Genomic DNA, 25,935 nt, shown 5'->3' with positions numbered 1-25,935 from the left:
AGGTCTCAGAAAAGAAGATTGGGCAAGGCGGTGACCAGTGGTGGGAAGACGGCCAGCAGAAGAAGGACCGCCACCAACGCCGCCAGGAAGGGCAATGCCTCGCGGGTGTATTCCTCCACCGAACAACGCGTGATGGCGCAGACGGTGTAAAGCACCGTTCCGACCGGCGGTGTCAGTGACCCGATGGTGGTGTTCAAGACCAGAAGAACACCGAAATGGACGGGATCGATCCCGAGCAGGCTCGTCACCTCCAGAAGCAGTGGCGCAAGGATGACGAGCAGAGCCAGCCCTTCCAGAACGGTTCCAAGGGCAAGCAGCCCCAGCATGATGATCAGAAGAACCACATGCGGATTGTCGGAGATGACAAGCAGTGCACCGACAATCTGCTGAGGAATCTGCTCCAGTGCGAGGATCATCGAGAAGACACTGGCGGAGGCGACGATGAACAGAACACTCGCAGTCGTATGAGCGGATTCACGCAGAAGACCGTATGTGTCGCCAAGTCCGATCCCACGGTAGATGACAAGGCCGACCGCGAATGCATAGATTGCGGCGATAGCACCCAGTTCCGTCGGGGTGAACCAGCCGGTGCGCAGCCCGAAGATGAGCATGACGGGCATGGCCAGTGCCCACAGGGCAGCGCGCCCGCGGCCAAGAACCTCGGTCGCGGGGGCTCTTTTCTCGCGCTCCGGCCGGTATCCGCGCCGCTTGGCGATGAGCCGCACCGTCACCAGAAGCGCTCCCGTGATCAGGAAGGCCGGCACGACACCACCGAGAAAAAGCCGCCCGATCGAGGTGTTGGTGAGCAAGCCGTAGATGATGAGGCCAATGCTTGGCGGCATGATCGGCGCAATGGCACCGGATGCCGCACTGATGACGGAGGCAAAACCGTTGGAATACCCCTTGTCGCGCATGATCGGGGCAATCGTGCGCGCATCAATGGCTGCGTCGGCATTGGACGATCCCGACATTGCACCCAGAAACAGGGAGTTCATCACGGCCACCTGCGCCAGACCACCCCACCAATGCCCGACCAGCGCATTGGCAAAACCATAGAGGCGCTCAGCAATGCCGCCACGGGCCATGGCGGCGCCTGCGACCACGAAGAAGGGGACGGCCAGAAGCGGAAAGGATTCCAGTGCCGAGGACATGCGTTGAGCCACAATGCTCGCCATCATCGGGTTCACGGCGAAATAGGCGACCGATGTTCCCAGCAGAACGAAGGCGATCGGTGTTCCGAGAACAAGAAGCAGCAGGAAGACAATCGCAATGAGGGTCAAGGCCGATCCTCCGGACCCGCCTTCAAACGCTCCCACGCCTGTGTGATCTGAACGAGGATCAGCACGGCCATGGCTGCCAGGAGTCCTGCAGACACGATCCATTTTGGCCACCCCAGAGCGAGAAAGCGTGTGAAGCGCGCCGTGGCGATCTGTGCCTGTGCGGCATCGATCACCGCGAGTGCAATGACGGTGACAATGGCGTGGACCAGCAACTGCACAGCAAGGCGCCAACGGGGTGGCAAACGGTTGGAGAAAAAGCTCACCCCAAAGAGCTGGCCATTGAGGGCCGCCCCGACGACGCCGAACCACACGACACCGGCAAAGGCCACCAGCGCGAGATCATGCGCTGCGTGAAAGGTGAGGCCAAACAATCCGCGCGCGAGAACATTGGCGCTTACGACCAGCAGAACAACGCCCAGCAGGATGGCCGGGATGACCGAACCAACAACGGAAAAGAACCTGTGCAGCACTCCCCTCACCTTTCCTCCCGGGATCCCCTCGCCCGCATTGTTATGTTGTCAGGTCAAGTGATCGGCGACGATGTCCCGCTGTTGAGAACACCGCCGCCGTTCACTTGGGGTCGATGACAATCACGGCTTGCCCCAACACACCACCGACCCTCAAGCGACCCTCAAGTCAATTTCCGGTAGCGGCGGCACGGACCTTGTCGTAGAGCCCTTCAGGCCATTGCGGAAAGCTATTGTAGAAGCCGGCCGTCGCTTTGCGGTAGGCATCGATGTCGGCATCGTGGAACGTGACGCCAGCGGCTTCAAACTCCTTGCGGATCTCTGCGGCCTTCTCTTCCGACAGAGTTGTCAACTCACGCCCGCCCTGACGGAACTCTTCCACAAGAATCGCGCGGTCCTCATCGCTGATCGACTGATAGGCAGCCTCACTCATCACCCATCCAGTGAAGAGGTTGAAATGCCCGGTCAAGGTGAGGTGTTTTGCCGGTTCATACCAGCGGCTCGCACGAAGGCCGGTCAATGGCGCCTCGGCAGCTGTCACAACGCCCTGCGATAAAGCCGAGTAGACCTCCGCCGCCTCGACCGTCGTCGCAATGACCTCAAGGGGTTCAAACGTCTTCAGCCATGTTTCCACCGGTGGCACCCGCATCCGCACACCTTTCAAATCGGCCGGCTCCACATAGGGTGCATCACCGATCATGTGACGGGGCCCATCAAACCAGTTGATCGCAAGAACCCGGATTGCCGCCTTTTCAGCCAACTGGTCATAGTAGCCCTGCATCAGGTCCGAATTGGCGAGGCGCTCCCCCTGTTCACCGTCATCAATGATGAACGGGCCTTCAACGACGGACAGTTCCGGTACGCCGAAAGTGGCCATGAAGGAGGCCGAGGTAAAGGTAATGATGGGTTGCCCCTGGCTTGCCTGCTCCAGTGAATCACTGGTCGAGCCAAGCTGCCCTGAAGGAAAAAGCTGGAAGGCGACGCGGCCTTCAGTACGCTCGGTGATGCGTTCGGCGACCTTTTCCACCATGACAACCGAATCCGCTGTGGGCGGATTGACCGAGGCAATGCGCAAGGTGACTTCCGCAGCATGAGCGGGAGGTAAAACCGCCATCACCACGCCAGCTGCAATGCTGCCCAGAATGCTTCGACGTTTGATCAAGTTCATGTTTCTGTTCCCCATGATGCTCCTCCGTTTTAGCGCGCCCGTCTCATGCAATGAGCGCCTTCTCACTGCGTTCGCGGCGGCAATGTTTCCACCGCCGCGCTCAGATTTTCCCCTCAGTAATCGTGGATCTTCTTCATGTAGCGTCGTGCTTCGAGCATGGTGTGATTGCGGCGCTGGGCGAGCTTGTAGGCAAACCCCCAAAGGGCATCGAAGAAGACCAGTGGTACGAGATAGCCCTGGAACGCCGCGTCGATCCCACTCAGATCAAGCTCGGCTGCATCCAGAACCATGATCCTTTCGCGATCACCGAACCGATAGAGAAAATCGCGCGTGCGCTCTTCGATGCGCCGCGTCTCATCCATCCCTATGAGGAGAATGGCATTGGTGTTTTCATCGACGACCTCGAAAGGTCCGTGAAAGAACTCGTTCGCGTGAATGGCCTGCGAGTTGATCCATTGCATTTCCATCAACACGCAGATGGCGAAGGAGTAGGCAGCCCCATAACCGGCGCCACTGGCCGCAGTGTAGATGACCGAACTGTCCTTGAACCGGTCCGCATAGGTTTCGAAGCGATCTTCATAGACGCTCTTTGCCTGATCGATGGCCGACGGCAGATTGCCGAGACTGGACAAAAGCGAGGAGACAACATCGCGCCCTTCCCGCTGGCGCAAAAGGCCCGCCAAAACCATGTAGAGAACAGCGTAATTGCTGTCTGCAGGGTCGATCGGAACACCAGTTGTGTAGGGCGCATCGTAGCGCACCACATGGTCTGCCGCCTCGGCCAAAGGGGATTGAAGATCGAGCGTCATGGCCACGGTCACAGCGCCGTTCTCACGCGCAAACCTGGCAGCGTTCGCGGTCTCCCGCGTGGTGCCCGTCTGCGAGCAAAGGATCACCAGCGCCTTCTCGCCCAGATGACGGGGATGGCGGCAAATGAATTCATCCGCATTGTAGAGATCGGATGTGATCGTCTCGAAATGCCGATCGATAAAGTATTTTCCCGGGTGCATGATCGACAGGGATCCACCGCAAGCAACCAGAAACACATGGGTGATCTCGCGTTGCCCGATCGCCTCCAGGGCCATCTGCACATCCGGGCTCAATTCACGCTTCATACCAATTCCTCTGCACAGCCTCCCCTTACCGGAGACCTTGTTGACACCATGGAGTCATTGTGGGAACGTTCTCACACCTTGTCAATCGGAATAGAGAAAAATGGTTCGAATCGCGGCGATCGGAGACAATGATGTCGACTGCTACCTCTCCAACGGGCTGATGTATCCGGGAGGAAATTGCTACAATGTATCCGTCTTTGCCCGCCGTTTTGGCGCCGATAGCGCCTATGTCGGCGCTATGGCCGACGACGCGGCGGGGAGGCATATGCGCAATGTTCTGCTGCAGGAGGGCGTTGACATTGAACGACTGCGCACTGTCGAAGGTATCACGGCCTATTGTGTCATCGGCCATGTGGACGGGGACAGGGTGTTCCTCAACAATGATTTCGGCGTCTCGCGCTTCATCCCCGATATGGACGATTTCGATTTCCTGTCAGGATTTGACGTTGCCCATGTGGGCCAAAGCAGCGCGCTTGACCAATGGCTTCCGGAGATCGCTCAGCGAACAGCTCTTTCCTATGATTTTGCCGTTCGTCACGAAGCGCACCATATCGCTCAAGTCGCTCCGTTGTGCCTGTTGGCTTCCGTTTCCACCAGTCATCTCTCACAGAAGGATGCAGTGGAGCTTGCCCGAACCATAAGAAATGCAGGTGCACAATGGGTGCTGGCGACCCGAGGGCGCGATGGCGCCGTTCTCCTTAAGGGCGACACGCAATACGACATGCAAGCTGTTTCAGTTGAAGCGGTGGACACTCTTGGCGCCGGCGACACTTTCATCGCCCGAACCCTGGTCGGTCTCATGACGAAGGAAAAGCCAAGCGACACACTGTCGGCCGCTGCCGAGGCGGCTGCCAGAACCTGCTCCTACTATGGGGCCGTCGGCTATGGGGTGCCCATTGATCTTCCGGTACAGCTCGAGATGGCGCGAGCCACGCTCAACCAGAGCTCGCCGGCGGCTGAATAGACTCTCTCCGAATCAGGTCGGCCTTCAACACAGAACGGGATGGCGATCGCGCGCCATCGACGATACGGTCGAGCACCAGCCGCGCGGCTCTTTCGCCAACCTCTCTTGTCGGCTGCACAACGGCGCTGATCGTCGGCTCGTGGAATTGCATCCAGTCGAGGTCGTCGAAGCACACCAGTGAGATGTTTTCCGGAATCGAAAGCCGCTTTTCCTTCAATACGCCCATCAGCGCAGCAGACATCAGGCCATCGGTGGAGAAGAACGCGGTGGGGCAGGCAGTGTTTCGGAAACAGGATGCTATGGCTTCAGTGGCAGCTTCGACGGAATAGGTGCCGACACGTGCCACAAGTGCAGGATCGACGGATACTCCGGCCTCCAGATGCGCCTGCAGATAGCCGAGCAGGCGTTGCCAACTGGGAAACAGATAATCCGACGAGACCGTGCCCGCCAAAACGCCGGCAATAAAATTCTCCAGATTCCCGCCCTGCCACCATTCGAGTTCGGCTACGATACCGATGCGCCGGTGGCCGGCGGCAATAAGCTCAGCCGTGCAGCGTCTGGACGCCGACACATTGTCGACAGTCACAGCATCGGTGTCCAATCCTTCGACAATACGGTCGATCTGGACCAAGGGCTTCCCTGTGGCGACAAAAGCCTGAAGGTGTTTCGCGCCTGACAACTGGCTCGGGGCAACAATCAGACCATCCACCTGTTTCTGGATAAGCAGCTCTACGGCCTCAATCTCCTTCTGGGGGTCTTCATCGCTGCCGGTCAGCAGAATGCCGAAGCCCTCGGCACGCGAAACATCGTAGATCCCACGAAGAACGCTGGAATAGAACGGGCTTTGGATATCCCCGGCAACGACACCGATCGTCTTGGTCACGCCGGTGATCAGGCTGCGCGCAAGCTGGTTGGGTTGATAGCCGAGCTTGCGCGCGCTTTCCTGAACGCGATTGCGCACATCCTCGCTGCTGTAGCCATAGCCGCCCAGAACCCGGCCGGCGGTGGCCGTGCCCACCCCTGCCAGTCTGGCAACCTCCGCGATCGTAACCTTTCGGCTTTTATTCTGTGTCACAGCGACCCTCCGGGCCCTCTATCTCGCAAAGCCGCCGCTCCGGCAAGCCACCTCTTTCATCAATCAGCTCCTGGAAGCTGGAATGAGCGTTTGGGATATATCTATCCGGGAAACCGCATCCCGTATGCGGTTGATCACCTCGCGTCCCACGAGCGGCAACTCATGCACGTGCGACGTGATCAGCCAGATGGAAGTTTCAATGCGCTCGGCGAGCGGGCGGAAGACGACTCTGGGGTCCTGGGGCGCAACGAGGGCCAGACTGGAGATGATCGAGACACCAAAACCGGCACTCACCATGGCGCAGGCGGCTTCCAGCATTTGAACCTCGGCAACCTCACGTGGACTGATCCCGATTGCGTGGAAGGCTTCATAGATTGCCGGGTAAGACATGTCGCTTCGCCCCAGCGCGATGAACGGGTCGTCACAAAGATCCCGCAGTGAAACCACCTGCTTGCTGGCCAGGTGATGGTCTGCCGGAAGCGCACAGATCATCGGCAACTGCGCAAAGGGTTCGCAGTGAAGCATGCTGTGGGTGGCAGGCACCAGTGAAAGGCCGAAATCCGCTGATCGCGTGAGCATCACATCCGCAATGCTGGGTGAAGTGCGCGTCAGGAGGGTGACTTTAAGGCCCGTGTCACGACCAAGCATGTCGGCCACAACACGCGGTATGAGCTGAAGACCGATGGCAGGGAACCCGACAATCGTTAGCTGCCCCCGGTCGAACTCGCGAATCTCCCGCGCAGCCTTGTGTACCCGGAGCACACCCGCCTCCAGCTTGGCCGTTTCCGTGTAGAGCACCCGTGCCTCGGGTGTCGGAACAAGACGGCCCGTCTCGCGATTGAACAGCCTTATCTCGCAGGAATCCTCGAAAAGTTTCAATAGCTTGCTCACAGCCGGCTGGCTGACATGCAACGCCTCTGCGGCTTTGGTCACAGAGCCACTCGTCATGAAAGCATTGAAGGCTTCGATTTGTCGGACATTGGTTTTGCGCATCGCACAGACATAACCTTTCGGAATACCAAGGGCAAATAATATGATTTGAAATTCAGATGCCGTCTCCTTTGAATAGGCGCGCCACCGCACAAGAACAAAGGGGAAGACAATGAATAGGATTTGGCGATCGCTGGCGCATGGAATGCTGGCTGCGAGTTGCTCGGTCTTAGCCACCGGGGCTGCACTGGCGCAGGAGAAGACGCTCACCGTCGGGGGGTATGGAGGGTCTTTCGAAACACTGATGAAGGAACTCATCATCCCTGAATTCGAAAGCCGACATGAGGTCAAGATCCAGTTCGTGCCAGGAAACTCCACGGAGAATCTTGCACGACTCCAAGCGCAGAAGGGCAATCAGGAGCTGGATGTTGTCATTCTTGACGACGGTCCGATGTATCAGGCCGATGCTCTCGATTTCTGCGCGCCCATGACATCTTCCACACCGGGCGATGACATTTATGACATCGCGAAGCTTGGGCCCAATTCGATCGGGATCGGCTTTGTGGCCACCGGCTTTACCTACAACACCGCGTGGTTTGAACGCGAAGGTTGGGAGCCGCCGTCAAGCTGGATGGACCTGGCGGACGAAAAATACAGCCAGATCCTGTCTATCCCGCCGATCTCAAATACATATGGCCTGCACACGCTTGTCATGATGGCGCGCCTGAATGGTGGCGGGGAAAAGAACATCGACCCTGGCTTCAGCACCATGGCGGAAAAGGTCGCGCCCAACATCCTGGTGTTCGAGCCTTCATCCGGCAAGATGTCCGAGCTCTTCCAATCGGAGGAAATCGCCCTGTCGATCTGGGGTTCGGGCCGTACAAAGTCCCTTGCCGACACAGGCTTTCCGGCAAAGTTCGCTTATCCCAAGGAGGGCGCTGTCGCTCTTATGCTGGCTGCATGCCCAGTGGTCGAAAGCGATGTGTCCGATCTGGCCAACGCCTTCGTTGACTTCCTGCTAGAACCGGAAATCCAGGTGCGCCTCGCCGATGCCATGGGCTCTGGTCCGGTCAACAAGAATGCCGAGCTGCCGGAGGAGTTGGCTGCCTCGCTTCCTTACGGGCCTGAGCAGATCGGCAAGCTGATTGCCGTCGACTGGGACACGATCAACCCGGCCCGCGAAGAGTGGACCAAGCGTTGGGCACGCGAAATCGAACGCTGATCGCAACCCTGGAAATCGTCATCCCCGTTCCGGGCGAAGCTACCGGTGCCGCCATCTGGCGGAGATCGGGTGGCTTCGCCCCCCGGGGCTGACGTTGCCCTGCGGGCGCGGCGATGATGGATCAACCAGCTTTCAATCACGGGCTGACAATGGCTTTTCTTGAGCTTCAAGCATTAAACAAGCGCTACAATGCGGTGATCGCCGTCGAGGACTTCAATCTGAGCATCGAGCGCGGAGAGTTCGTCTCGCTTTTAGGGCCTTCGGGATGCGGCAAGACGACCACGCTGCAGATGATCGCAGGCTTTACCCAACCCACCTCCGGCAAGATCATGCTGAACAGCCGTAATCTCGGCGCCGTTCCGGCGCGGAAACGTGGGCTTGGTATCGTGTTTCAAACCTACGCGCTCTTCCCCCACATGACGGTCGAACAGAATGTGGGTTTCGGACTGGAGATGCGCAATGTGCCAGCCGACGAGCGGCGGCGGCGCGTTTCCGATGCGCTCGACCTTGTTCACCTGTCACACCTGGGAGACCGCTTCCCGCGTAATATGAGTGGTGGACAACGGCAACGTGTGGCGCTCGCCCGCGCGCTTGTGATCGAGCCGGAGCTCCTTCTGCTCGATGAGCCGCTCTCAAATCTCGATGCGAAGCTGCGCGAGGAAATGCAGCTTGAACTCCGCCGAATTCAACAGGAGGCCGGCGTCACCACTCTCCTCGTCACGCACGACCAATCGGAAGCCATGGCATTGAGCGACCGGGTCGCGGTCATGCAAAGCGGACGCCTCATTCAGGAAGACAGTCCGTTCGACGTCTATGAGAAGCCGGCAACGTCTTTCATCTCGACATTTCTCGGCAAGACAAACAGCCTTCCGGCTGTTCTGCGGAGAGAAGGCAAAAAGATAGACATCATCATTGACGATGTACGCCTTCCAGGTCCCGACACTGATCTGCCAGACGGGCCTATCGAGCTTTCGCTTCGCCCCGAACGTATCGAGTTGACCGATGAGGTCCAGGCAACCCTTTCCGGCGACGTGGTCGAGCGGGTGTTCCTGGGGGATCACTGGCTTTTCCGGGTCGATACGCCCATCGGAAAACTGCTTGTCATGCAGCGCAATCTGGGTCGACGCGAGGCCGGCATCGGCGAACGCCTTCACCTTTCCTGGAAGCCGGAAGCCATGCGGCTCCTACCACGCGGAGAGGCATCATGACGGTTTCCGGCAAAGCGACACCCTGGTTTCTCAGTGCTCCGGCACTGACGCTCTTCGCGGCCTTGCTCGTTACGCCACTGGCGATGACTTTCCTGCTCAGCTTCAACAGCTTCTCTTTCTACGGAGGCATCGAGAACACGTTCGGGCTGGAGAACTACGCCGAGGTGCTGAGCGACACCTATTTCTACGAGATCTTCGGCCGCACCTTTCTGATTGCCTTCATCACCACGGCCATCTGCGCCGTGCTCGGGCTGCCGGAGGCATACATTCTCTTCCGCATGAAACCCGCCTGGCGTTCATTCATGCTGCTCATCGTGCTCGGTCCTCTTCTCATATCTGTTGTGGTGCGCACGCTGGGCTGGGCGATCCTGCTGGGCAACAAGGGGGTTATCAACGAATTCCTGCGTGACATCGGGCTTATCACCTCACCCATCCGCATGATGTACACATCCACCGGGATTGTCGTCGCCCTGGTTCATGTCATGATCCCGTTCATGATCCTCGCAGTATGGGCCGCGCTTCAGCGCCAGGATCCGGCCACCGAGCGGGCGGCGGAATCGCTTGGCGCGGGGCCATTCACGATTTTCATGCGCATCGTTCTGCCGCAGGCCATGCCTGGCGTTCTGTCCGGTTCGCTTATCGTGTTTTCGCTTTCGGCCAGCGCCTTCGCCACCCCGGCAGTGCTGGGTGGACGGCGCGTGAAGGTGGTCTCAACAACCGTTTATGACGAGTTTTTGAACACGCTCAACTGGCCGTTGGGTGCCGCTATCGCGATCCTGCTTCTGGTGTCGGTCCTGACCATCATGATCGCCTGGAACAAATTGGTGGAACACCGCTATTCGGGGGTCTTCGAATGAATCGCAATGGCTTTTTAGCCCTCTGTTTCAATGCCCTCTTCGCACTGTTCATGATGGGCCCGCTCCTCGTGGTGATCGGGGTCTCCTTCACGCCCACGGGCTATCTGGAGTTCCCCCCGAGCGCAATTTCGCTTCGCTGGTTCAAGGCGATCCTCGAAAATCCCGATTTCATCGACGCGGCCTGGATCAGCCTGGAACTTGGACTGGCATCAGCCACACTGTCGACGCTTCTTGCCGTGCCGGCGTCACTCGCCATCGGGCGGGAGCGCTTCCGCGGGCGCGACGCATTGCAGGCGCTTTTCCTGTCGCCGCTTACGGTGCCGACCGTGGTTCTTGGTGTCGCGTTCCTGCGCTTTCTGAGCCTGTTCGATATCAACGGCACTTTTTTAGGGCTCGTTCTGTGCCATGCCGTGATCGTTACACCCTTCGTGCTGCGACTGGTCCTAGCCTCCGTCACGGGGGTCGATCGATCCATTGAAATGGCCGCAACCTCGCTCGGTGCATCGCACTGGACGGTGTTTCGCCGTGTGACACTGCCGCTCATCCTGCCCGGCGTGGTGGGAGGCTGGGTGCTCGCTTTCATAACCAGCTTTGACGAACTCACCGTGACGGTGTTCATCGTGAACCCGTCAACCACCACACTCCCAGTGCGACTCTTCTCGCACATCACCCAGACAACTGATCCTCTGATCGCCTCGATATCAACGATGGTGATCCTATTGACGGTGTTGCTGATGCTCGCAGTCAACAAGCTCTACGGACTGGACAGGCTGCTGATCGGAGGAGAAGCGCGATGAACTACGACACAATCGTTGTCGGTGGTGGCCTGGTCGGCGCAGCCGTGGCCCACGGGCTTGGCAGGCTTGGTGAAAAGGTTCTGGTTCTGGACGAAGGCGATGTGGCATTCCGGGCCTCGCGCGGGAATTTTGGTCTTGTCTGGGTCCAGTCCAAAGGCGAAGGCATGCCCGAATACGCACGGTGGAGCCGGCATTCGGCGGACGTGTGGCCTGATTTTTCCGAGGAGCTTCAGGAACAGACCGGCGTAGACACCGCCTATCACAAGGCCGGTGGTGTCCATCTCTGCCTCTCAGAGGAAGCCTGGGAGCGGCAGTCCGCTCTCATCAAGCGCATGCACAATGTTCACGGCTCCGATTACGGGGCCGTGATGATCAAGCGCGACGAGCTGATAAAGATGCTGCCCGGCATCGGCCCGGAGGTCGTGGGCGCAAGCTGGTCACCCCATGATGGACATGCAAGTCCGCTCTACCTTTTGAGGGCACTGCACGAAAGCATCACGCGTTTCGGCGGAGCCTATCGAAACGAGGCACGCGTTGAGAACATTGAAAAAGATGGCGCCGGTTACCGCGTAACCACCGCGGCGGGCTCCTTCAAAGGAGCCAAGGTTGTCTTGGCTGCAGGCCTTGGAAACCGCGAACTTGGCCCTCTCGTCGGCCTGGAGGTTCCGGTTTTTCCTCAGAAAGGGCAGATCCTGGTCACCGAGCGCACAGAGATGAAATTCTCCATGCCGACTGTGTTCATCCGGCAGACTGACGAGGGCTCGTTCCTTCTCGGCGACAGCCACGAGGATGCGGGTTTTGACCTGACCTCGCGCACCGGCATCATGGCGGATATCGCGACCCGGGCGATCCGCTCCTTCCCCTTTCTGAAGGATTTGCGGCTTGTGCGCTCGTGGGCGGCGCTACGCGTCATGAGCCCGGATGGCTTTCCCATCTACCAACAATCCGACAGCCATCCAGGCGTTTTCTCGATGAATTGCCACTCCGGCGTCACGCTGGCGGGTGCGCACGCACGCACGCTCGCCCCCATGATCGCTCGCGGCCGGCTGGAAGAACCCATGTCTGCCTTTTCTACAGAGAGACTGAATGTTCAAGCGCATTAATGCCCCCAAAAACGGAAAGGTCTCCTTCACCTTCGAAGGCCGTTCCATCGATGCAGCTGCCGGGGACACCGTCGCCTCCGCGCTGATGCTTGCAGGTGAAACCCACTTCCGCGACACGCCGGTTTCCCAAAGCCAGCGCGGCCCCTTCTGTCTGATGGGCGTGTGCTTTGAATGCCTCGTCGAGATTGACGGGGTTCCGAACCGCCAGGCCTGCATGGTGGCCGTGCGCGAAGGCATGTCAGTGCGCCGCCAGAAAGGTGCCATTGGAGTTGAAATCGAATGAATGCGTGTGACCTTGCCATTATCGGTGCCGGCCCGGCGGGAATGGCGGCTGCGACGGAAGCCGCACATGCCGGCCTTTCCGTCATCCTGCTTGACGAACAGCCCGCTCCCGGCGGCCAAATCTACCGCGCGATTGAAACCGTGCCGGAGGAACGTCGAGAATTGCTGGGCCCGGATTACGGGAAAGGCTTGTCGATCGCTCAGGCGTTTCGCGCCTCCAATGCCACTTACATTCCTGAAGCCACTGTCTGGAACATAAACCCCGATCTCAGCATCGATTATTCGCGTAATGGCGGCTCTTCCCAGATTTCAACGCGGCATCTCCTCATCGCAACGGGCGCGGTGGAACGGCCCACGCCAATGCCCGGGTGGACCCTCCCGGGCGTTACGACAGCGGGTGCCTTGCAGATCCTCCTCAAGGCCCATGGCGGTGTGGGCGACGATGTCGTGCTCGTCGGAAGCGGGCCGTTGCTCTACCTGCTTGCACAACAGATGATCGAGGCGGGTGGGCCACCGAAGGCCATTATCGAAACCATCGACAGAAGCCGCTACCTCAAGGCTGCCCGGCATCTTCCGCGTGCGCTCTCGGCGCTCTCTTACTTGCGCAAGGGCATGGCGATGATGCGGCAAATCCGGCGCGCTGGCGTTCCGCATTACACCGGCGCCCGTGATATTCGGATAGAAGGCACCCAACGCGCCGAGGCTGTGTGTTTTTCCGCTCACGGCAGGGCACACCGTATTGAGACAACCAGTGTCGCGCTGCACCAGGGTGTCGTCCCCAATCAGCAGGCAACGCGTCTGCTTGGCTGCGACCATGTATGGAGTGAGAGCCAGCGCTGTTTCATTCCAAAACTGGACGCGTTTTTCGAAAGCAGCGTGGAGAACGTCTTCGTCGCAGGCGACGGAGCCGGAATAGCCGGGGCGAACTCCGCAGAAATCCGAGGCAGGATTGTCGCCCTCCGTGTAGCGCAGAAGCTGGGGGGCGACAAAGGCACCCAAATCCGGGCGCTGCAGAAAAAGCTCAGCCGCGACGAAGCCATTAGGCCGTTTCTGGAGACGCTCTATGCGCCGTCTGACGAAGTCATGGTGCCTCACGACGACGTTCTCGTGTGCCGTTGCGAGGAAGTGACCGCCGGGGCCATCCGCGAAGCTGTCGATCTCGGAGCGCCCGGCCCCAACCAGATCAAATCCTTCCTGAGGAGCGGCATGGGACCTTGTCAGGGTCGTATGTGCGGGCTCGCGGTCAGCTCCATCATAGCGGAGCGGCGGAAGGAGAACCCGCAGTCCATCGGATATTATCGCCTGCGCCCACCGCTGAAACCACTTCTCCTTTCCGAACTGGCTCAGCTCGAACGCGAACCGACGCGTGACGAACCGCTCTGAGGCAATATCATGGCGATGGCATCACTTCAGCATAGGACCGCCGACCTTCTTGTGATCGGCGGCGGTATTCATGGCTGCTCCGCAGCTCTGCACGCAGCGATGCGCGGTCTTCAGGTCATCGTTTTCGAGAAGGACACGGTGGCCCGGCACGCTTCGGGAGTGAACGCCGGGGGCGTACGAAAGCTCGGCAGGCACGTCGCGGAAATTCCGCTTTCGCTTCATTCCATGTCCATCTGGCGCCGCATCGCGGACCTGCTGGATGACGATTGTGGTTTTCAACCGTCTCCGCAGATCAAGGTCGCAGAAACTGCGGAAGAGCTCGAAACCTTGCGTGGGCGCGTCGCGGAACTCAACAGCCTGGGCTACACCCATGAGCAGATACTGGACCGGCAGACAATGCGCACGTATCTGCCGGCAGTCGCCGAACACTGTGTCGGTGCCATCGCATCTCTCGATGACGGATTTGCCCAGCCATACCAAACGACCTTCGCCTTTCAGCGCAAGGCTCAACAGATGGGGGTGCGTGTTCTGGAGCACACACCTGTCGAGCGCGTTTCCCGGTCCGGAGAGGAGTGGAAGGTGCATTCTGGAGCGCAGGAGTTTACAGGGCGTTTCGTTCTGAATTGCGCCGGGGCCTGGGGAGGCGAGATCGCACGGCGGATCGGTGATCATGCCCCCGTAAGAGCCTATGCTCCAATGATGATCGTCACGGAACGACTGCGCCCATTCTGTACCGCGGTCGTCGGAGCGGCGGGCCGTCCGCTCTCCTTCAAACAGATGCCAAACGGCACAGTCGTTATCGGCGGTGGCCGACCGGGAGTGCCGGAGCCGGCAAACAATCGAACACATATGCAGATGTCCGAATTGCGTCATTCCGCGCAGACCGCAATGGACATCTTCCCCGTGATGCGTGGCGCACAGATCGTTCGCTCCTGGGCGGGAATCGAAGGGCTGATGCCGGATGGCATACCGGTTATCGGTCCCGCGGCACATGCGCCGGGTGCTTTCCACGCCTTTGGTTTCTCCGCTCACGGATTTCAGCTCGGACCCGGAGTCGGCGACATCATGGCGGAATTGATCGCGACCGGCAGCACCCAGGCTCCGATCAAGCCATTTTCAATCAAGCGCTTTCCGCAAGATCCAACCAGAGCACAGAAGGAACTCTCATGATCAAGAGACATATTCAGACCCGCATCAACCATCGGGTCGTCGAGCACAACGGCGTCTTGTATTTCGGAGGCCTTGTCGCCGATGACAAGTCGCTGGATATGAAAGGGCAGACAGAACAGATCTGCGCCAAGATCGATGCTCTCCTGGCACAGGTGGGATCTTCGAAGGAGAACCTTCTCACCGCAATGATCTACATCTCCGACTTCTCGCAAAAAGAGGGTATGAACGAGGCCTGGCTCGAATGGATGCCGGCGGAACACCTGCCCACGAGAGCGACGATCGGGGTGGCCGAGCTGGGCAAGGACACCTTGATCGAAGTGGTGGTCTCAGCGGCACGCTGATTGTGTTCTGCCGCTAGACTGCCTGAAGAATCCTTCCGGCCATAATGATGGCCGGAAGTGGATCAACCAGGCCATGCTCAATCCCTGGATGCGAGCAGGCCTGCCGCAAGAATGACCATACCGATGCGGCTTATATGGCTGATCACCACAAACGCCACCTCGAGATTCAACGCGAGCGCAACCAGACTCATCTCAGCAAGCCCACCGGGTGCAAAGGCCAGCAGGATTCCTTCGACCGGCACTTCAATGATCCGATGGAGAGCGAAAGCAAAGATGACGGCCACCGAAAGCAGGATTGCTGTAGCGCCGGCAGAGGTCATCAGAATGTGCAGAATGCGCTTTGGCGCGGTGCCAGCGAAGCGGCAACCGACGACGGTTCCAAGAACCACCTGCGCTACGGCCATAACCGTGCTTGGCACGACGAAGCCAGAGGCACCCGTCCAATGCAGCCCCGCGCTCACCAGCATTGGACCTATCAGATATGGCGCCGGCAATCGCAGCAATTTGCCGAGCCCGATCCCGGCCCCAAGTGTTGCGATGAACCAGAACACATCAGCCGATCCCATGTCGGAGAGTGGTCGCCAAGTCGCCACACGTGCTCCCGGATCAGCTCCCGTGATCAACGTCATCAGTGGTGGAAGGCTCAGCACAACCAGAAAGATGCGTGAAGAGTGCATCAATGCGATGGTCCGCTCGTCGCCACCCTTTTCCGCGCCAAGCAACACCATATCAACGAGCCCGCCCGGCATCGCCGAAAAGAAGGCCGTGCGCCGATCGAGATGAATGACGCGGCGCAGATAGACATTGCACAGAACAGCCGCCACCGCGAGATAAGCGGCCAACGCGAGGAGTGCCGGCCACCACATCGCTGCACTCTCCAGAGTGTGCGGCCCGAACTGGGAACCCAGCATGGTGCCGATCACGGCCGACATGGGCGGGCGGGCGAGAGTGGAGCCGCGAACCGGCAGACTCATGATTGATGCAATGCCGCAGGCGGTCATCGAGCCAAGCATCCAGGAAAGCGGCATCCCGATCCAGGTGAAGAGCGCTCCGCCCGTGGCGCCAAGCAGCAAGGCAAGGATGAAGCCGGGAATGCGTCCTGTTCCGCTCATACCGCCTGCTTGTCGTTCAGATGGCATGCCGAAACGTGCCCCGGGGCAATCTCGCGCTTTTGGGGAACTTCTATTCTGCATCGCTCATGTGCGTGCGGGCAGCGCGGATGAAAGTGGCACCCTTTCGGCGGATTGAGAGGGCTCGGCAGTTCCCCCTTCATTGCAGCAAAGCGTCGTTTTCCCGGTCTGATGCGTGGCACCTCAGCCAGCAATTGCTGGGTATAGGGATGGTTTGGCCGGGAGAAAATCTCGGCCACAGGCGCTTCCTCAATGACCCGTCCAAGATACATGATCGCAACCCGGTCGGAGATATGTTCCACGACCCCCAGATCATGGCTGACGAACAGATATGTCAGATCCAGCTGCTCTCGCAGATCCATAAACAGATTGAGAATCTGCGCCTGAATGGACACATCGAGCGCTGCGACGCTTTCATCGCAGACAAGAAAATCCGGCTGCACGGCGAGCGCGCGCGCGATGTTGACCCGCGCCCTCTGCCCCCCGGAAAACTGGTGCGGCAGGCGCTTCTTCATCGCCGGATCGAACCCCGCCTTGGTCAGGTAGTCATCCACATAGCTGCTGGTGCTGCCTTTGATGAAGCCATGGATGCTTGGAGCTTCGGCCACCAGTTTTTCGATCGTCATCCTTGGATTGAGCGCTGCCATCGGATTCTGGAAGATCATCTGCGCTTCGAGATCGGCATCCCGCTGCCGGCTTCCACGCAACGTGGCCCGGTCCTCACCCTTCCAGAAAACCTGTCCCGCAGAGGGCGGCAATATTCCTGCGGCAATTCTGCCGAGCGTCGACTTCCCGCAACCGGACTCTCCGACAAGGCCCAGCACTTCCCCCTTGCGGATCGTCAAATCCACTTTGTCCAGCGCATGGATAATCGGGAAAGGTTTGGCCGCACCGAGTGCGATTGCAATCCGGGCAGCAAGGTCAGGACGCGCGCCAAAACGGCAGGACACCTGGCGAAGTTCAAGCAGCGGCGTGGAGGCGCCGGCGACTGTCTCTGCCATTGTCATACCAAAGCCTCCTCGTGGGGATGAAAGCAGCGGTGGTAGGCCAGCACATCCCCAAAGCGTCCCGGCCGCGCGGTGCAAGCGTCTGTGGCGCGCTCACAGCGGGTTCGGAACGCGCATCCTTGAGGCATCCGCGCGAGGCTTGGTGTCACCCCGGGAATTTGCGCCAACCTGTGGCCGCGACTGTTTTGTGAAGGCACAGAGCGGATCAAACCGTGCGTGTAAGGATGTTTGGGCGCGACCAGAACATCTTCGATATTGCCCGTCTCCACGATGCGGCCGCCATACATGACCACAATGCGATCGGCGAGACCGGAAACGATTGCGAGATCGTGGGTGATCCAGATGACCGCCGTCCCCTGATCTTCCGTCAATTTCTGGAACTCGGAAATGATCTGTGCCTGGATGGTAACGTCGAGCGCGGTGGTCGGCTCATCCGCGATGATGAGATCGGGTCGATGCAGCAGTGCAATCGCAATCGCCACGCGCTGACGCATACCGCCCGAGAACTGGTGGGGATAGGCGTCCAGGCGTTCCTCCGGACTGGGTATACCCACAAGCCCCAGCGCATCACGGGCCCGCTCACGCGCAGCCGCGCTGCTCATGCGTTCATGGGCATGCAATGCCTCGGTCATCTGCGTGCCGATCCGCAAAACAGGATTGAGCGTCATCATGGGATCCTGGAACACCATGGCGATACGTCGGCCCCGCAAGGAACGGCGGGTTTCCGCGTCAGCCTGGGCGATATCCTCACCATCAAACAGGATCTGCCCGCCTGCCACACGCCCAGGCCAGTCCACCAGCCCCATGATGGAAAACCCCGTGACGCTTTTGCCGGAACCACTCTCGCCCACCAGCCCCAGCACCTCACCGCGCCCCAGACGAAACGACACGTCATCCACCGCGCGCAGGCCGTTTCCCGCCTCACCGGGAAATTCGGTGACGAGGTTGCGAACTTCAAGCAGCGCGGTCATCGGGCATTCCTCGGATTAAGCACATCGCGAAGCCGATCACCCACCAGATTGATGGATACGATCGTGATGAGCAGGGCGATGCCAGGGTAAAAACTGATCCAGTAGAGACCAGAGAGAAGATACTGGTAGCCGTTGGAGATCAGCATTCCCAAAGAGGGTTGGGTGACTGACGCGCCCAGCCCCAGGAAGGAGAGGGTCGCTTCAAGCCCGATGGCGCGGGCGACCTGCATGGTGGCGATCACGATGATCGGGGCAAGACAGTTGGGCAAAAGGTGGCGCAAGAGCACGCGACGACCGGGAATACGCAAGCAGCGCGCCGCATCGATGTATTCCTTCTCCCGTTCTACCAGCGCCGTCCCACGCGCCGTGCGGGCATAGGTCGCCCATTCTGCGACGATGATTGCCAATACGACATTCGTCACGCCATTGCCCAGGATCGCAAGCACCATCAGCGCCATGAGAATGGTGGGGAAGGATAATTGCAGGTCCACCAGGCGCATCATGAAATTCTCGGTTCGTCCCCCAAGATAAGCAGCCATGAGCCCCAAAGTGGTGCCGATAAGTGCGGCCGCGAATGCCGACGCAATGCCGACGATCAGGGAGGTGCGCAGCCCGTACATGATGCCGGAAAGGATATCGCGGCCCTGGCCGTCGGTTCCCAAAAAATAGGGCACGCCTGAGAAACTCTCCGAACCGGGGGGCAGACGACTGTCCATAATGTCGAGTTGCAGCAGATCATAGGGGTTCTGGGGAGCGATCCACGGCGCGAAGATGGCGGTGAACAGCACAACAACCAACCCGATGCATCCGACAATTGCCGCCGGCGACGAGAAGAAGTGACGCAGTGCGGGCCAGATGCGCCTGCTGATCGGAATCTGGCCAGTCTGTGCAGTGGGGCTTTCAGCTTCAGTGGCGATTTTCGACTCCATGGCGCGTCAGCCTTTGCCATCCAGCCGAACCCGCGGGTCCAGCAGTGTATAACAGACATCAATGATGAAATTCAGCGAGACAAAGAGCACCACCATCATCATCAGGTAAGCGACGATTACCGGGCGATCGAGCAGGTTGATGCTGTCGATGATGAGCTTCCCCATGCCCGGCCAGCCAAATATGCTCTCGGTCACCACGGAGAAAGCGATCAAAGAGCCAAACTCCAGTCCGATGATCGTCACGACAGGTATCATCAGGTTCTTCAGTATGTGCACCAGAATGATGCGGTTTTCCCGCAAACCCTTGGCGCGGGCGAACTTGACGTAATCCTGCATGATCACCTCTTGCGCGCCCGCCCGGGTAAGCCGAAGAATGAGCGACGTCTTGAACAGGGCGAGGTTCAATGCAGGCAGCAACAGGTGCGAGAGCCCATCCCACGTGAGGAAAGACCAGCGAACCCCAAACAACATTGCGGTCTCGCCGCGCCCGTTGGACGGCAACCAGCCGAGCTGGACGGCAAACAGCAGGATCAGCATGAGCCCCACCCAGAAGGTGGGCAGCGAGAAGCCGAGAATGGAGCCGGTCATGATAACCCGTGAGGAGACCCGGTTCGGATAAAGACCGGCATAGAGCCCCAGAGGCAGGCCAACGACTATCGCGATCACCATCGCACAGAGCGCCAGTTCCAGCGTCGCGGGCAAGCGCTCAAGAATCACATCGAGCGCCGGCTTGGAATAGACAAAGCTGTTGCCGAAATTCCCTTCCGTGAGACCGTGCAGGAAGCTCAGATATTGCTGCCACAACGGCCGGTCCAGCCCCAGGCTCTCGATTACGCGCAGCCGCTCAGCCTGGTTCAGGTCGGGGTTGATGAGAATGTCGACCGGGTTGCCGATAACGTTCACACCAAGGAAAACGATTACCGTCATCGCAAGAATGACGAACCCCGCCTGAATTATGCGTCGTATGAGGGTGGTTACCATGGTTTGTTGTCGCTTTCCGGCTCAGCCGACGCTGATCGCCATACCGTCCCGTTGCGGATCTGCAGCGCCGGAAGAGACCCCGTCGGTTATCCGGATACCATGCAGCGCGGCGAACGCATAAGCTTGTGGCGAGCGCAACACTTCATAGCCTTGCTCACGCAGCTCTTCAGCCACCGAACGCCGGATGCGGTTGCAGATGTCTATGCTGTTGGACACCCCGACCAAACGCGGTGCGGAAACCGCGGCATGGATGTTCATGTCGAAGTCGATCATGTTGATGATCCCCTGGGCGACCGTCGGCGCAATATAGCTGCCTCCCGGAGCGCCAATCACGATCGAGGGACTGTCGCCTTCAAACACGATCGTCGGTGCAGCTGAACTCGCCCGACGTTTGCGGGGCGCAATCGATGCTGCCTTGCCCGGTCGCGGATCAAAGCGGCTCATCAACCCGTTGTACATGAAGCCCAACCCCTCCGTGATGGCGCCGGAGGGACTGCCCAGCGAATGGGTCAAAGCCACGGCATTGCCCTGCTTGTCCACCACCGAGATATGCGTGGTGTCCCGCTGCGACATATCAAGCCGTTCAACGCTGGCGCGCTCTCCCCGCTTGATCTGCGCGGCGAGTTCCGCAGCGTGCTCCTTGGACAGCAGTTCCTCCACCGGAACATCCACATAGGCGGGGTCGCCCATATGCTTGTCCTTGTCGATGGTCATGCGTTTCATCGCCTCGAACAGCGTGCGCACATAGTCTGTGGAGCCGTGCTTCATCGCGGCGAGATCAAAGTTCTCCAAAATGTGCAGCAATTCGATCATGGGAAAGCCGGAGCCCGGCGGAGGGCTGGAGGCAATCCGGCGCCCGCGGTAGCTGCCCCAAACCGGTGCTGCTTTGGTGATTTCGTACTGTGCGAGATCTTCCATCGCGATCAATCCGCCATTGGCCGCGAAATCCGCAGCAATCTGCTCGGCGATCTCACCGTGATAGAATATGTCTGAAGAGCCGCTTTCTGCGATCCGTCGCAATGTACGCCCAAGATCAGGATTGGTCAGTATCTCGCCGACCTCGCGAAGTCTGCCGTCGCTGTGGAAATAGACGCGCTGGCCGGTTTGCGAGTATCGCAGCTTGTCCAGCGTGTTCACCTGCCCGTCACCTGTCTGGTCCTTGGTCCAGTACCAGTGCATGTGCGGTCGAATCTTGAAGCCCTCTTCGGTATATTTGATGGCTGGCGCAATGAGGTCGCCCCAATCCCAGGTGCCGTAATCTTTCAGGGCGCGCTCATATCCTTTGAGCGAAGCAGGGGTGCAACAGGCCAGATAACCGATCTCGGAGATGTTGTTTTCAAGGATGAAGCCAAACCCGTCCCGGCTTTGACCCAGAAGCTTGTCGAGCCACATATCGGGTGTCGCCGCGGAGGGCGCGAGCGCATAAAACTCCAGCATCTCGTGGATGCCGCGATCCGGCATGTAGACCTGCATCGATCCGAAGCCGCCAATGCCGCACATCTGCGGATCGACAACGCCCTGAACGAACGCACAGGCTAGTGCCGCATCAATGGCGTTTCCGCCACGTTCCAGCACTTCGGCGCCGGCCTCGACTGCCTCTGGTTGCGGAGCAACAATCGTAGCGTTGCGGTTCATGCGCGCATCTCCTTGAGAGTGCGGGTCAGGAAAGCTTTCGTATGGCCGATGCATTTCATCCGATCATGCGCCACGCCCGGAAGCTGGTCGAAAGTCACATTTACCCCGTCCGCCTCGAAGGAAGCCTTGAGACTGCGCAGCCGCTCGGGTCGGGTGGCGCCGGCGTCATTGGCGCCTTCCATGAAATAGGCCGAGCCGGGTGCATGGGCGATCTCCCAGGTTTCGAGATCTGCATCACCGACAACCATGTGAACCGCGACGCGTGCGAGGGCTGATGCGTCAAAGGGTTTGCCGAAGCGTTCGGCCACGTCCCGCACGCCAACCCACCAATCGCGGTCCGGATCGAGGAGCGTCACTGATCCAGGTGCACCGATGCTTGCAGCCCATAGTTTTTCCGGATGGAGGATGGCGAAGCGGTGCGCGAAATGACCGCCACCCGAATAGCCGAAAATCGCAAACTTCGACCAGTCCTGCCCATATTTCCCGGCCATCTCTTCGACCATGGACAAAAGGACCTTGTCGTAACGGATGTCGCCTTCCTGCATGTACTTGTAGCCCGAGCGCGCTCCATCACCGCGCACATTGACCGGAAAGATCGGACACAGGATCGCGCAGTCATTGTAAAGACCGAATTCCGCGAACCCGTCGCGAAACTCGAAAGCCGAGGTTCGGCCGGTTCCGTGGACGGCAACGAGCAGATCGACCTTTTTCCCCTCGGCTGCTGCCGGGGGGACGTAGAGCATCATGTGGAACCGGGGATCGATGCTGGACGCTATGATTGCGGTCTCACCATAGTCATAGATGGCGCGCGCGCGCAAAGCCGCACCGCTGGATGCAAGCTCCTGCATGTGTACTCCTGAGATGTTTAATGCAGGCGGGCCCGAAGGAACGCCCTATATTGGGAGAGGTATGCGGGAGGCGATCCAGGCGCCTCCCGCGAAGTGTGCGTCACTCGCCTGCTTTGTGCACTTCATAAGCGAGCGTGTATTTGTCCCCGCGCGGCTTGAACTCGATGCCGTTCTTCGCGCCCATCACCACATTCTCGTAGTGCATCGGCAACAGCCAGACATCGTTGAACGTCGCCGCCGAGACTTTCTGAAGGAGAGGCTCTCTTGCCTCTTCATCAAGCGTGGACGTCGCCTGATCCAGAAGCTCATTGATCGCGGGAACATCGATGCCTCCGCCATTGTAGCGTCCGGTGCCCTTGTCAGCGTTGCGTGCTGCTACAAGAGCCAGCGCCGGATTGGAGACTTCTCCGGTGTTCACGCCCCAGGAGCCGAGGAAGAGCGAATACTCGCCATCGGAATATTTGCCTGAATAAACCGACCAAGGCATCACTTCCACCTTGGTGTCGATGCCGATGCGCGAGAACATCTGGCCTGCGGCCTGCAAGACTTCGCTGTCATTCACATAGCGGCCGGACGGGCCGTGAATGGTAAGGGCAAAACCGTCTGGATAACCGGCTTCGGCAAGCAAGGCCTTCGCAGCCTCCGGGTCGTAGCCGACCTCCTCAACCGCGTCGGAATGTCCGAAAAAGCCGTCGGCAACGAATTGATGGGCAACCGTGCCGTTCTTCTGCATGACACGATCAACGATGGCCTCGCGGTTCATCGCCATCAGCAGCGCCTTGCGTACGCGAGCATCCTTGAAGGGGTTGCTGTCCAGTGGCGACCCATCCTTTGCGGTGGCAAAGGGTGTTTGATCGCGCGAAACATCCATACCGAGATAAACGAGGCGGGTGGACTGACCGCGGATGATTTTCAGATCATCATTGGACTCGACCCGCGCCACACCCTCTGCAGGAAGGTTCTCGATCAGATCCAGATCCCCGGCCAGAAGGGACGCGAGACGGCCACCATCGTCGGGTACAAGCCGCAGGGTTACACGGGACCAGTCCGCCGGGCCGGCGAAGTAATCCTCATTCCGCTCCAGTTCGATCCGGTCGCCCGGTGTGTAGGAGACCAGTTTGAAGGGGCCCGTACCAACTGCCGCGGGACCGTTCTCAAAATCGGAAACCGGTGCGTCGGCAAATTCCGAACTGATAATGCGAATGCGGCTGAGCGAATTCAGGATCATCGGATCCGGGACCGTCGTTTCGACCACGACGGTGTGATCGTCTTCGGCAGTCACGTTGGCGATGTTGCGGGTATAGGAGGCAAAGGCCTGGCTCTCCTTGTCCCGAGCTCTGATGAGCGAAACCACAACGTCCTCAGCGTCAAAGGATGAGCCGTCGTGAAAGGTAACACCCTCACGAAGCTTGAAACGCCAGTGCGTGTCGTCGACGACCTCCCACTCCGTTGCGAGCTGTGGTTTGTTTTCCGCCGAGCCGCCGCGATTGATCAGGCTGTCCCATATGTGGCGGCTGGTGGCGTTGTTCGGTGAATTGGAATCCTCATGCGGATCAAGCGAGGTGATGGGCGCGGCCATGCCTATTGAAAGCGTGGCCTCCTGAGCGGATGCGGGAATGGCGCCAGCAGCGATCAGCGCAATCACCGAGGCATGAAAACTCCGCCGGGTCATGAATTTCGTCAATCTCTTCCCCCTGGTTGTTCGCGGTGGCCTTCGACCGGCCGCGATTTTTTGAACTTCGTGCTCTTCAACAGGCCTGAGTAAACAGGTGCACAAACGAGGCTGTCAAACTTATTCTGCGCTTGTTTCGTCAGATAAAACACATAAAATACCCTGAAAGAAGTCGACCTCGATTAAGAGCGCTATGAAAAATTATATAGTAGAATCAGTTGATAAGGCATTGGACCTTCTTATGGAAGTGGCCCGAAAGCCGAACATCGGTGTGACGGATCTCGCCCGAAAAACAGGGCTTAATAAGTCACGCGCCTATAGATTGTTGCATACAATGGAACAGCGTCAGATCGTAAAGCGGACGAAAGACGGCGCTTATGGCCTGGGCGATGCCATGCTGGTTCTGGGAATCACCGCCAGTTCGCAAACGGATATGATTCGCCTGGCAACGCCCATTCTCGAAGAACTGTGCCAGCGGGTGAACGAGACCGTGCAGTTGCGGACGATCGATGGCATGGAAGCCTTATGCGTTGCGAAGGCCGAGCCGTCGCGGGACCTGAGGGTGCATGCGAATGTGGGGCGCCGTCGTCCTCTCTATGCAGGTTCGCCCAAATGTCTGTTGGCCTTCCAGCCACAGGCGTTCATCGATAAATGCGTTCCCTTGAGACCTGCCGCGCTTACTGCAAACACGCCACGCTCCCGCAAAGCCATTCTTGCCGAGCTCACACGGATTCGCCGCCAGGGTTACTGTGTCAGCCGTGGTGAGGTGAGCGACCATCAGGTTTCGTGTGCTGCTCCCGTCTTTGCCTTGGACAACTCCGTCATAGCGACGTTGCATGTCGTGGCGCCTGCGTTCAGGGTTAAAGAGTCCGAACTGGAGCACATTATTCGACTGACGACATCATCTGCAGCTCGCCTTTCCCGGGCCTTGGGCTGGAGTGATGAGGATAGTGTTTGAACAGGAAGAGACACTCTAGTGGACTCAGAGTCTGTGTCGAAACTGCTCATGGGTTGCGTGACAAATCTGACAAAGATCGTGACTGGAGCTGGGAACTGAAATCGGCATCGAGCAAGCCGCGCATCAAGTGCCGATAATGTTTGATCAGCTTGAACCCTGCGCCAAACCCGCCAATGAACTTCTTTGCCTCCGGGCGCTCCAGCAGATCAAGGAAGGCTCCCGGCAGTGGCGCGGATGTGACGTCTTCAGCTTGAACGGTTTCTGCAAATTGGGCAGGCTATGGGAATAACCTCGTTGACCTGCTCCCCTGAGATGTTCCCGATTTTGGGTTAGCCTGTTGCTCAACTGACGTGCACCCCTTCTTTGGATCGCCCCGAACCGGAACTTCCGGGGTGTCGGGCTCAGGCGGCAGAAGGTGCCGATGAGCCTTTCATGAACGATA

The 25,935-nt window shown here is 59.0% G+C and carries 25 protein-coding genes; 11 read left to right on the top strand and 14 right to left on the bottom strand.

Features of this window, described 5'->3' with window-relative positions; translation table 11 throughout:
• Positions 1-5 precede the first annotated feature (5 nt).
• The 4 genes from AC07E3_RS17680 to AC07E3_RS17665 form a co-directional block, all read right to left on the bottom strand.
• Positions 6-1,280, bottom strand: a complete 1,275-nt coding sequence (locus AC07E3_RS17680) for a TRAP transporter large permease (RefSeq protein ID WP_478363714.1) — start codon at positions 1,278-1,280, stop codon at positions 6-8.
• Positions 1,277-1,750 (bottom strand): TRAP transporter small permease, encoded by a 474-nt coding sequence (locus tag AC07E3_RS17675; protein WP_478363712.1) that lies wholly within the window; start codon positions 1,748-1,750, stop codon positions 1,277-1,279. Before AC07E3_RS17675 ends, AC07E3_RS17680 begins: the two co-directional genes overlap by 4 nt.
• Before the next feature lie 166 nt (positions 1,751-1,916).
• Positions 1,917-2,966 (bottom strand): TRAP transporter substrate-binding protein DctP, encoded by a 1,050-nt coding sequence (gene dctP / locus AC07E3_RS17670; RefSeq protein WP_478363710.1) that lies wholly within the window; start codon positions 2,964-2,966, stop codon positions 1,917-1,919.
• 62 nt (positions 2,967-3,028) lie between these two features.
• On the bottom strand, positions 3,029-4,030 hold the full coding sequence (locus AC07E3_RS17665; protein WP_478363708.1) for an SIS domain-containing protein: 1,002 nt from the start codon (positions 4,028-4,030) through the stop codon (positions 3,029-3,031).
• 100 nt (positions 4,031-4,130) lie between these two features.
• On the opposite strand from AC07E3_RS17665, the gene AC07E3_RS17660 reads away from it, so the two are divergent.
• Positions 4,131-4,994, top strand: coding sequence for a PfkB family carbohydrate kinase (locus AC07E3_RS17660; protein ID WP_478363706.1), 864 nt, complete (start codon positions 4,131-4,133; stop codon positions 4,992-4,994).
• Here the strand turns inward: AC07E3_RS17660 and AC07E3_RS17655 are convergent.
• Positions 4,966-6,069: a LacI family DNA-binding transcriptional regulator gene (locus AC07E3_RS17655; protein WP_478363704.1), complete on the bottom strand. Its 1,104-nt coding sequence runs from the start codon at positions 6,067-6,069 to the stop codon at positions 4,966-4,968. The genes AC07E3_RS17660 and AC07E3_RS17655 overlap by 29 nt on opposite strands.
• A 63-nt stretch (positions 6,070-6,132) precedes the next feature.
• Positions 6,133-7,236: a LysR substrate-binding domain-containing protein gene (locus tag AC07E3_RS17650; RefSeq protein ID WP_478363702.1), complete on the bottom strand. Its 1,104-nt coding sequence runs from the start codon at positions 7,234-7,236 to the stop codon at positions 6,133-6,135.
• Between AC07E3_RS17650 and AC07E3_RS17645 the strand changes: the two genes are divergently transcribed.
• The 9 genes from AC07E3_RS17645 (at position 7,205) to AC07E3_RS17605 (ending at position 15,362) form a co-directional block, all read left to right on the top strand.
• Positions 7,205-8,221, top strand: coding sequence for an ABC transporter substrate-binding protein (locus AC07E3_RS17645; protein WP_478363700.1), 1,017 nt, complete (start codon positions 7,205-7,207; stop codon positions 8,219-8,221). The two genes, AC07E3_RS17650 and AC07E3_RS17645, sit on opposite strands and share 32 nt — an antisense overlap.
• Positions 8,222-8,337: 116 nt before the next feature.
• Complete coding sequence (locus tag AC07E3_RS17640; protein ID WP_478363767.1) at positions 8,338-9,429, top strand: ABC transporter ATP-binding protein; 1,092 nt, start codon at positions 8,338-8,340, stop codon at positions 9,427-9,429.
• The gene (locus tag AC07E3_RS17635; RefSeq protein ID WP_478363698.1) at positions 9,426-10,286 is read left to right on the top strand and encodes an ABC transporter permease; all 861 of its coding nucleotides are present in this window, start codon (positions 9,426-9,428) and stop codon (positions 10,284-10,286) included. The genes AC07E3_RS17640 and AC07E3_RS17635 overlap by 4 nt, the downstream gene beginning before the upstream one ends.
• Complete coding sequence (locus tag AC07E3_RS17630) at positions 10,283-11,083, top strand: ABC transporter permease (RefSeq protein ID WP_478363696.1); 801 nt, start codon at positions 10,283-10,285, stop codon at positions 11,081-11,083. Before AC07E3_RS17635 ends, AC07E3_RS17630 begins: the two co-directional genes overlap by 4 nt.
• Complete coding sequence (locus tag AC07E3_RS17625) at positions 11,080-12,186, top strand: NAD(P)/FAD-dependent oxidoreductase (protein ID WP_478363694.1); 1,107 nt, start codon at positions 11,080-11,082, stop codon at positions 12,184-12,186. Before AC07E3_RS17630 ends, AC07E3_RS17625 begins: the two co-directional genes overlap by 4 nt.
• Entirely contained in the window at positions 12,170-12,469 is a 300-nt protein-coding gene (locus tag AC07E3_RS17620; protein WP_478363692.1) for a (2Fe-2S)-binding protein, read from the top strand. Before AC07E3_RS17625 ends, AC07E3_RS17620 begins: the two co-directional genes overlap by 17 nt.
• Positions 12,466-13,851, top strand: coding sequence for an FAD/NAD(P)-dependent oxidoreductase (locus AC07E3_RS17615; RefSeq protein ID WP_478363690.1), 1,386 nt, complete (start codon positions 12,466-12,468; stop codon positions 13,849-13,851). The genes AC07E3_RS17620 and AC07E3_RS17615 overlap by 4 nt, the downstream gene beginning before the upstream one ends.
• A gap of 9 nt (positions 13,852-13,860) precedes the next feature.
• The gene (locus tag AC07E3_RS17610) at positions 13,861-15,021 is read left to right on the top strand and encodes an NAD(P)/FAD-dependent oxidoreductase (RefSeq protein WP_478363688.1); all 1,161 of its coding nucleotides are present in this window, start codon (positions 13,861-13,863) and stop codon (positions 15,019-15,021) included.
• Complete coding sequence (locus AC07E3_RS17605) at positions 15,018-15,362, top strand: RidA family protein (RefSeq protein ID WP_229450116.1); 345 nt, start codon at positions 15,018-15,020, stop codon at positions 15,360-15,362. The genes AC07E3_RS17610 and AC07E3_RS17605 overlap by 4 nt, the downstream gene beginning before the upstream one ends.
• A gap of 77 nt (positions 15,363-15,439) precedes the next feature.
• Here AC07E3_RS17605 and AC07E3_RS17600 read toward each other — a convergent pair whose 3' ends face one another.
• The 8 genes from AC07E3_RS17600 to AC07E3_RS17565 all read right to left on the bottom strand — a co-directional run bounded on the left by AC07E3_RS17600 (position 15,440) and on the right by AC07E3_RS17565 (position 24,535).
• Positions 15,440-16,474 carry an AbrB family transcriptional regulator gene (locus tag AC07E3_RS17600; protein ID WP_478363686.1) on the bottom strand — a complete coding sequence of 345 codons (1,035 nt, stop codon included), beginning with the start codon at positions 16,472-16,474 and terminating at the stop codon, positions 15,440-15,442.
• The gene (locus tag AC07E3_RS17595) at positions 16,471-17,493 is read right to left on the bottom strand and encodes an ABC transporter ATP-binding protein (RefSeq protein ID WP_478363684.1); all 1,023 of its coding nucleotides are present in this window, start codon (positions 17,491-17,493) and stop codon (positions 16,471-16,473) included. Before AC07E3_RS17595 ends, AC07E3_RS17600 begins: the two co-directional genes overlap by 4 nt.
• A 2-nt stretch (positions 17,494-17,495) precedes the next feature.
• Positions 17,496-18,470, bottom strand: a complete 975-nt coding sequence (locus tag AC07E3_RS17590; protein WP_478363682.1) for an ABC transporter ATP-binding protein — start codon at positions 18,468-18,470, stop codon at positions 17,496-17,498.
• Positions 18,467-19,399, bottom strand: coding sequence for an ABC transporter permease (locus tag AC07E3_RS17585; protein WP_478363680.1), 933 nt, complete (start codon positions 19,397-19,399; stop codon positions 18,467-18,469). The genes AC07E3_RS17590 and AC07E3_RS17585 overlap by 4 nt, the downstream gene beginning before the upstream one ends.
• Positions 19,400-19,405: 6 nt before the next feature.
• Positions 19,406-20,380, bottom strand: coding sequence for an ABC transporter permease (locus AC07E3_RS17580; protein WP_478363678.1), 975 nt, complete (start codon positions 20,378-20,380; stop codon positions 19,406-19,408).
• Positions 20,381-20,401: 21 nt separating this feature from the next.
• Positions 20,402-22,015 carry a gamma-glutamyltransferase gene (gene ggt, locus AC07E3_RS17575; RefSeq protein WP_478363676.1) on the bottom strand — a complete coding sequence of 538 codons (1,614 nt, stop codon included), beginning with the start codon at positions 22,013-22,015 and terminating at the stop codon, positions 20,402-20,404.
• Entirely contained in the window at positions 22,012-22,863 is an 852-nt protein-coding gene (locus AC07E3_RS17570) for an alpha/beta hydrolase (RefSeq protein WP_478363674.1), read from the bottom strand. The genes ggt and AC07E3_RS17570 overlap by 4 nt, the downstream gene beginning before the upstream one ends.
• Positions 22,864-22,963: 100 nt before the next feature.
• Entirely contained in the window at positions 22,964-24,535 is a 1,572-nt protein-coding gene (locus AC07E3_RS17565) for an ABC transporter substrate-binding protein (RefSeq protein WP_478363765.1), read from the bottom strand.
• Between the two features lie 193 nt (positions 24,536-24,728).
• Between AC07E3_RS17565 and AC07E3_RS17560 the strand changes: the two genes are divergently transcribed.
• A complete protein-coding gene (locus AC07E3_RS17560) occupies positions 24,729-25,493 on the top strand; it encodes an IclR family transcriptional regulator (RefSeq protein WP_478363672.1) in 765 nt (254 codons plus the stop codon).
• The last annotated feature ends 442 nt before the right edge of the window (positions 25,494-25,935 follow it).

The sequence above is a fragment of the Nitratireductor lacus genome, from assembly GCF_056431025.1.
This window is presented reverse-complemented; position numbering and strand designations above follow the sequence as displayed.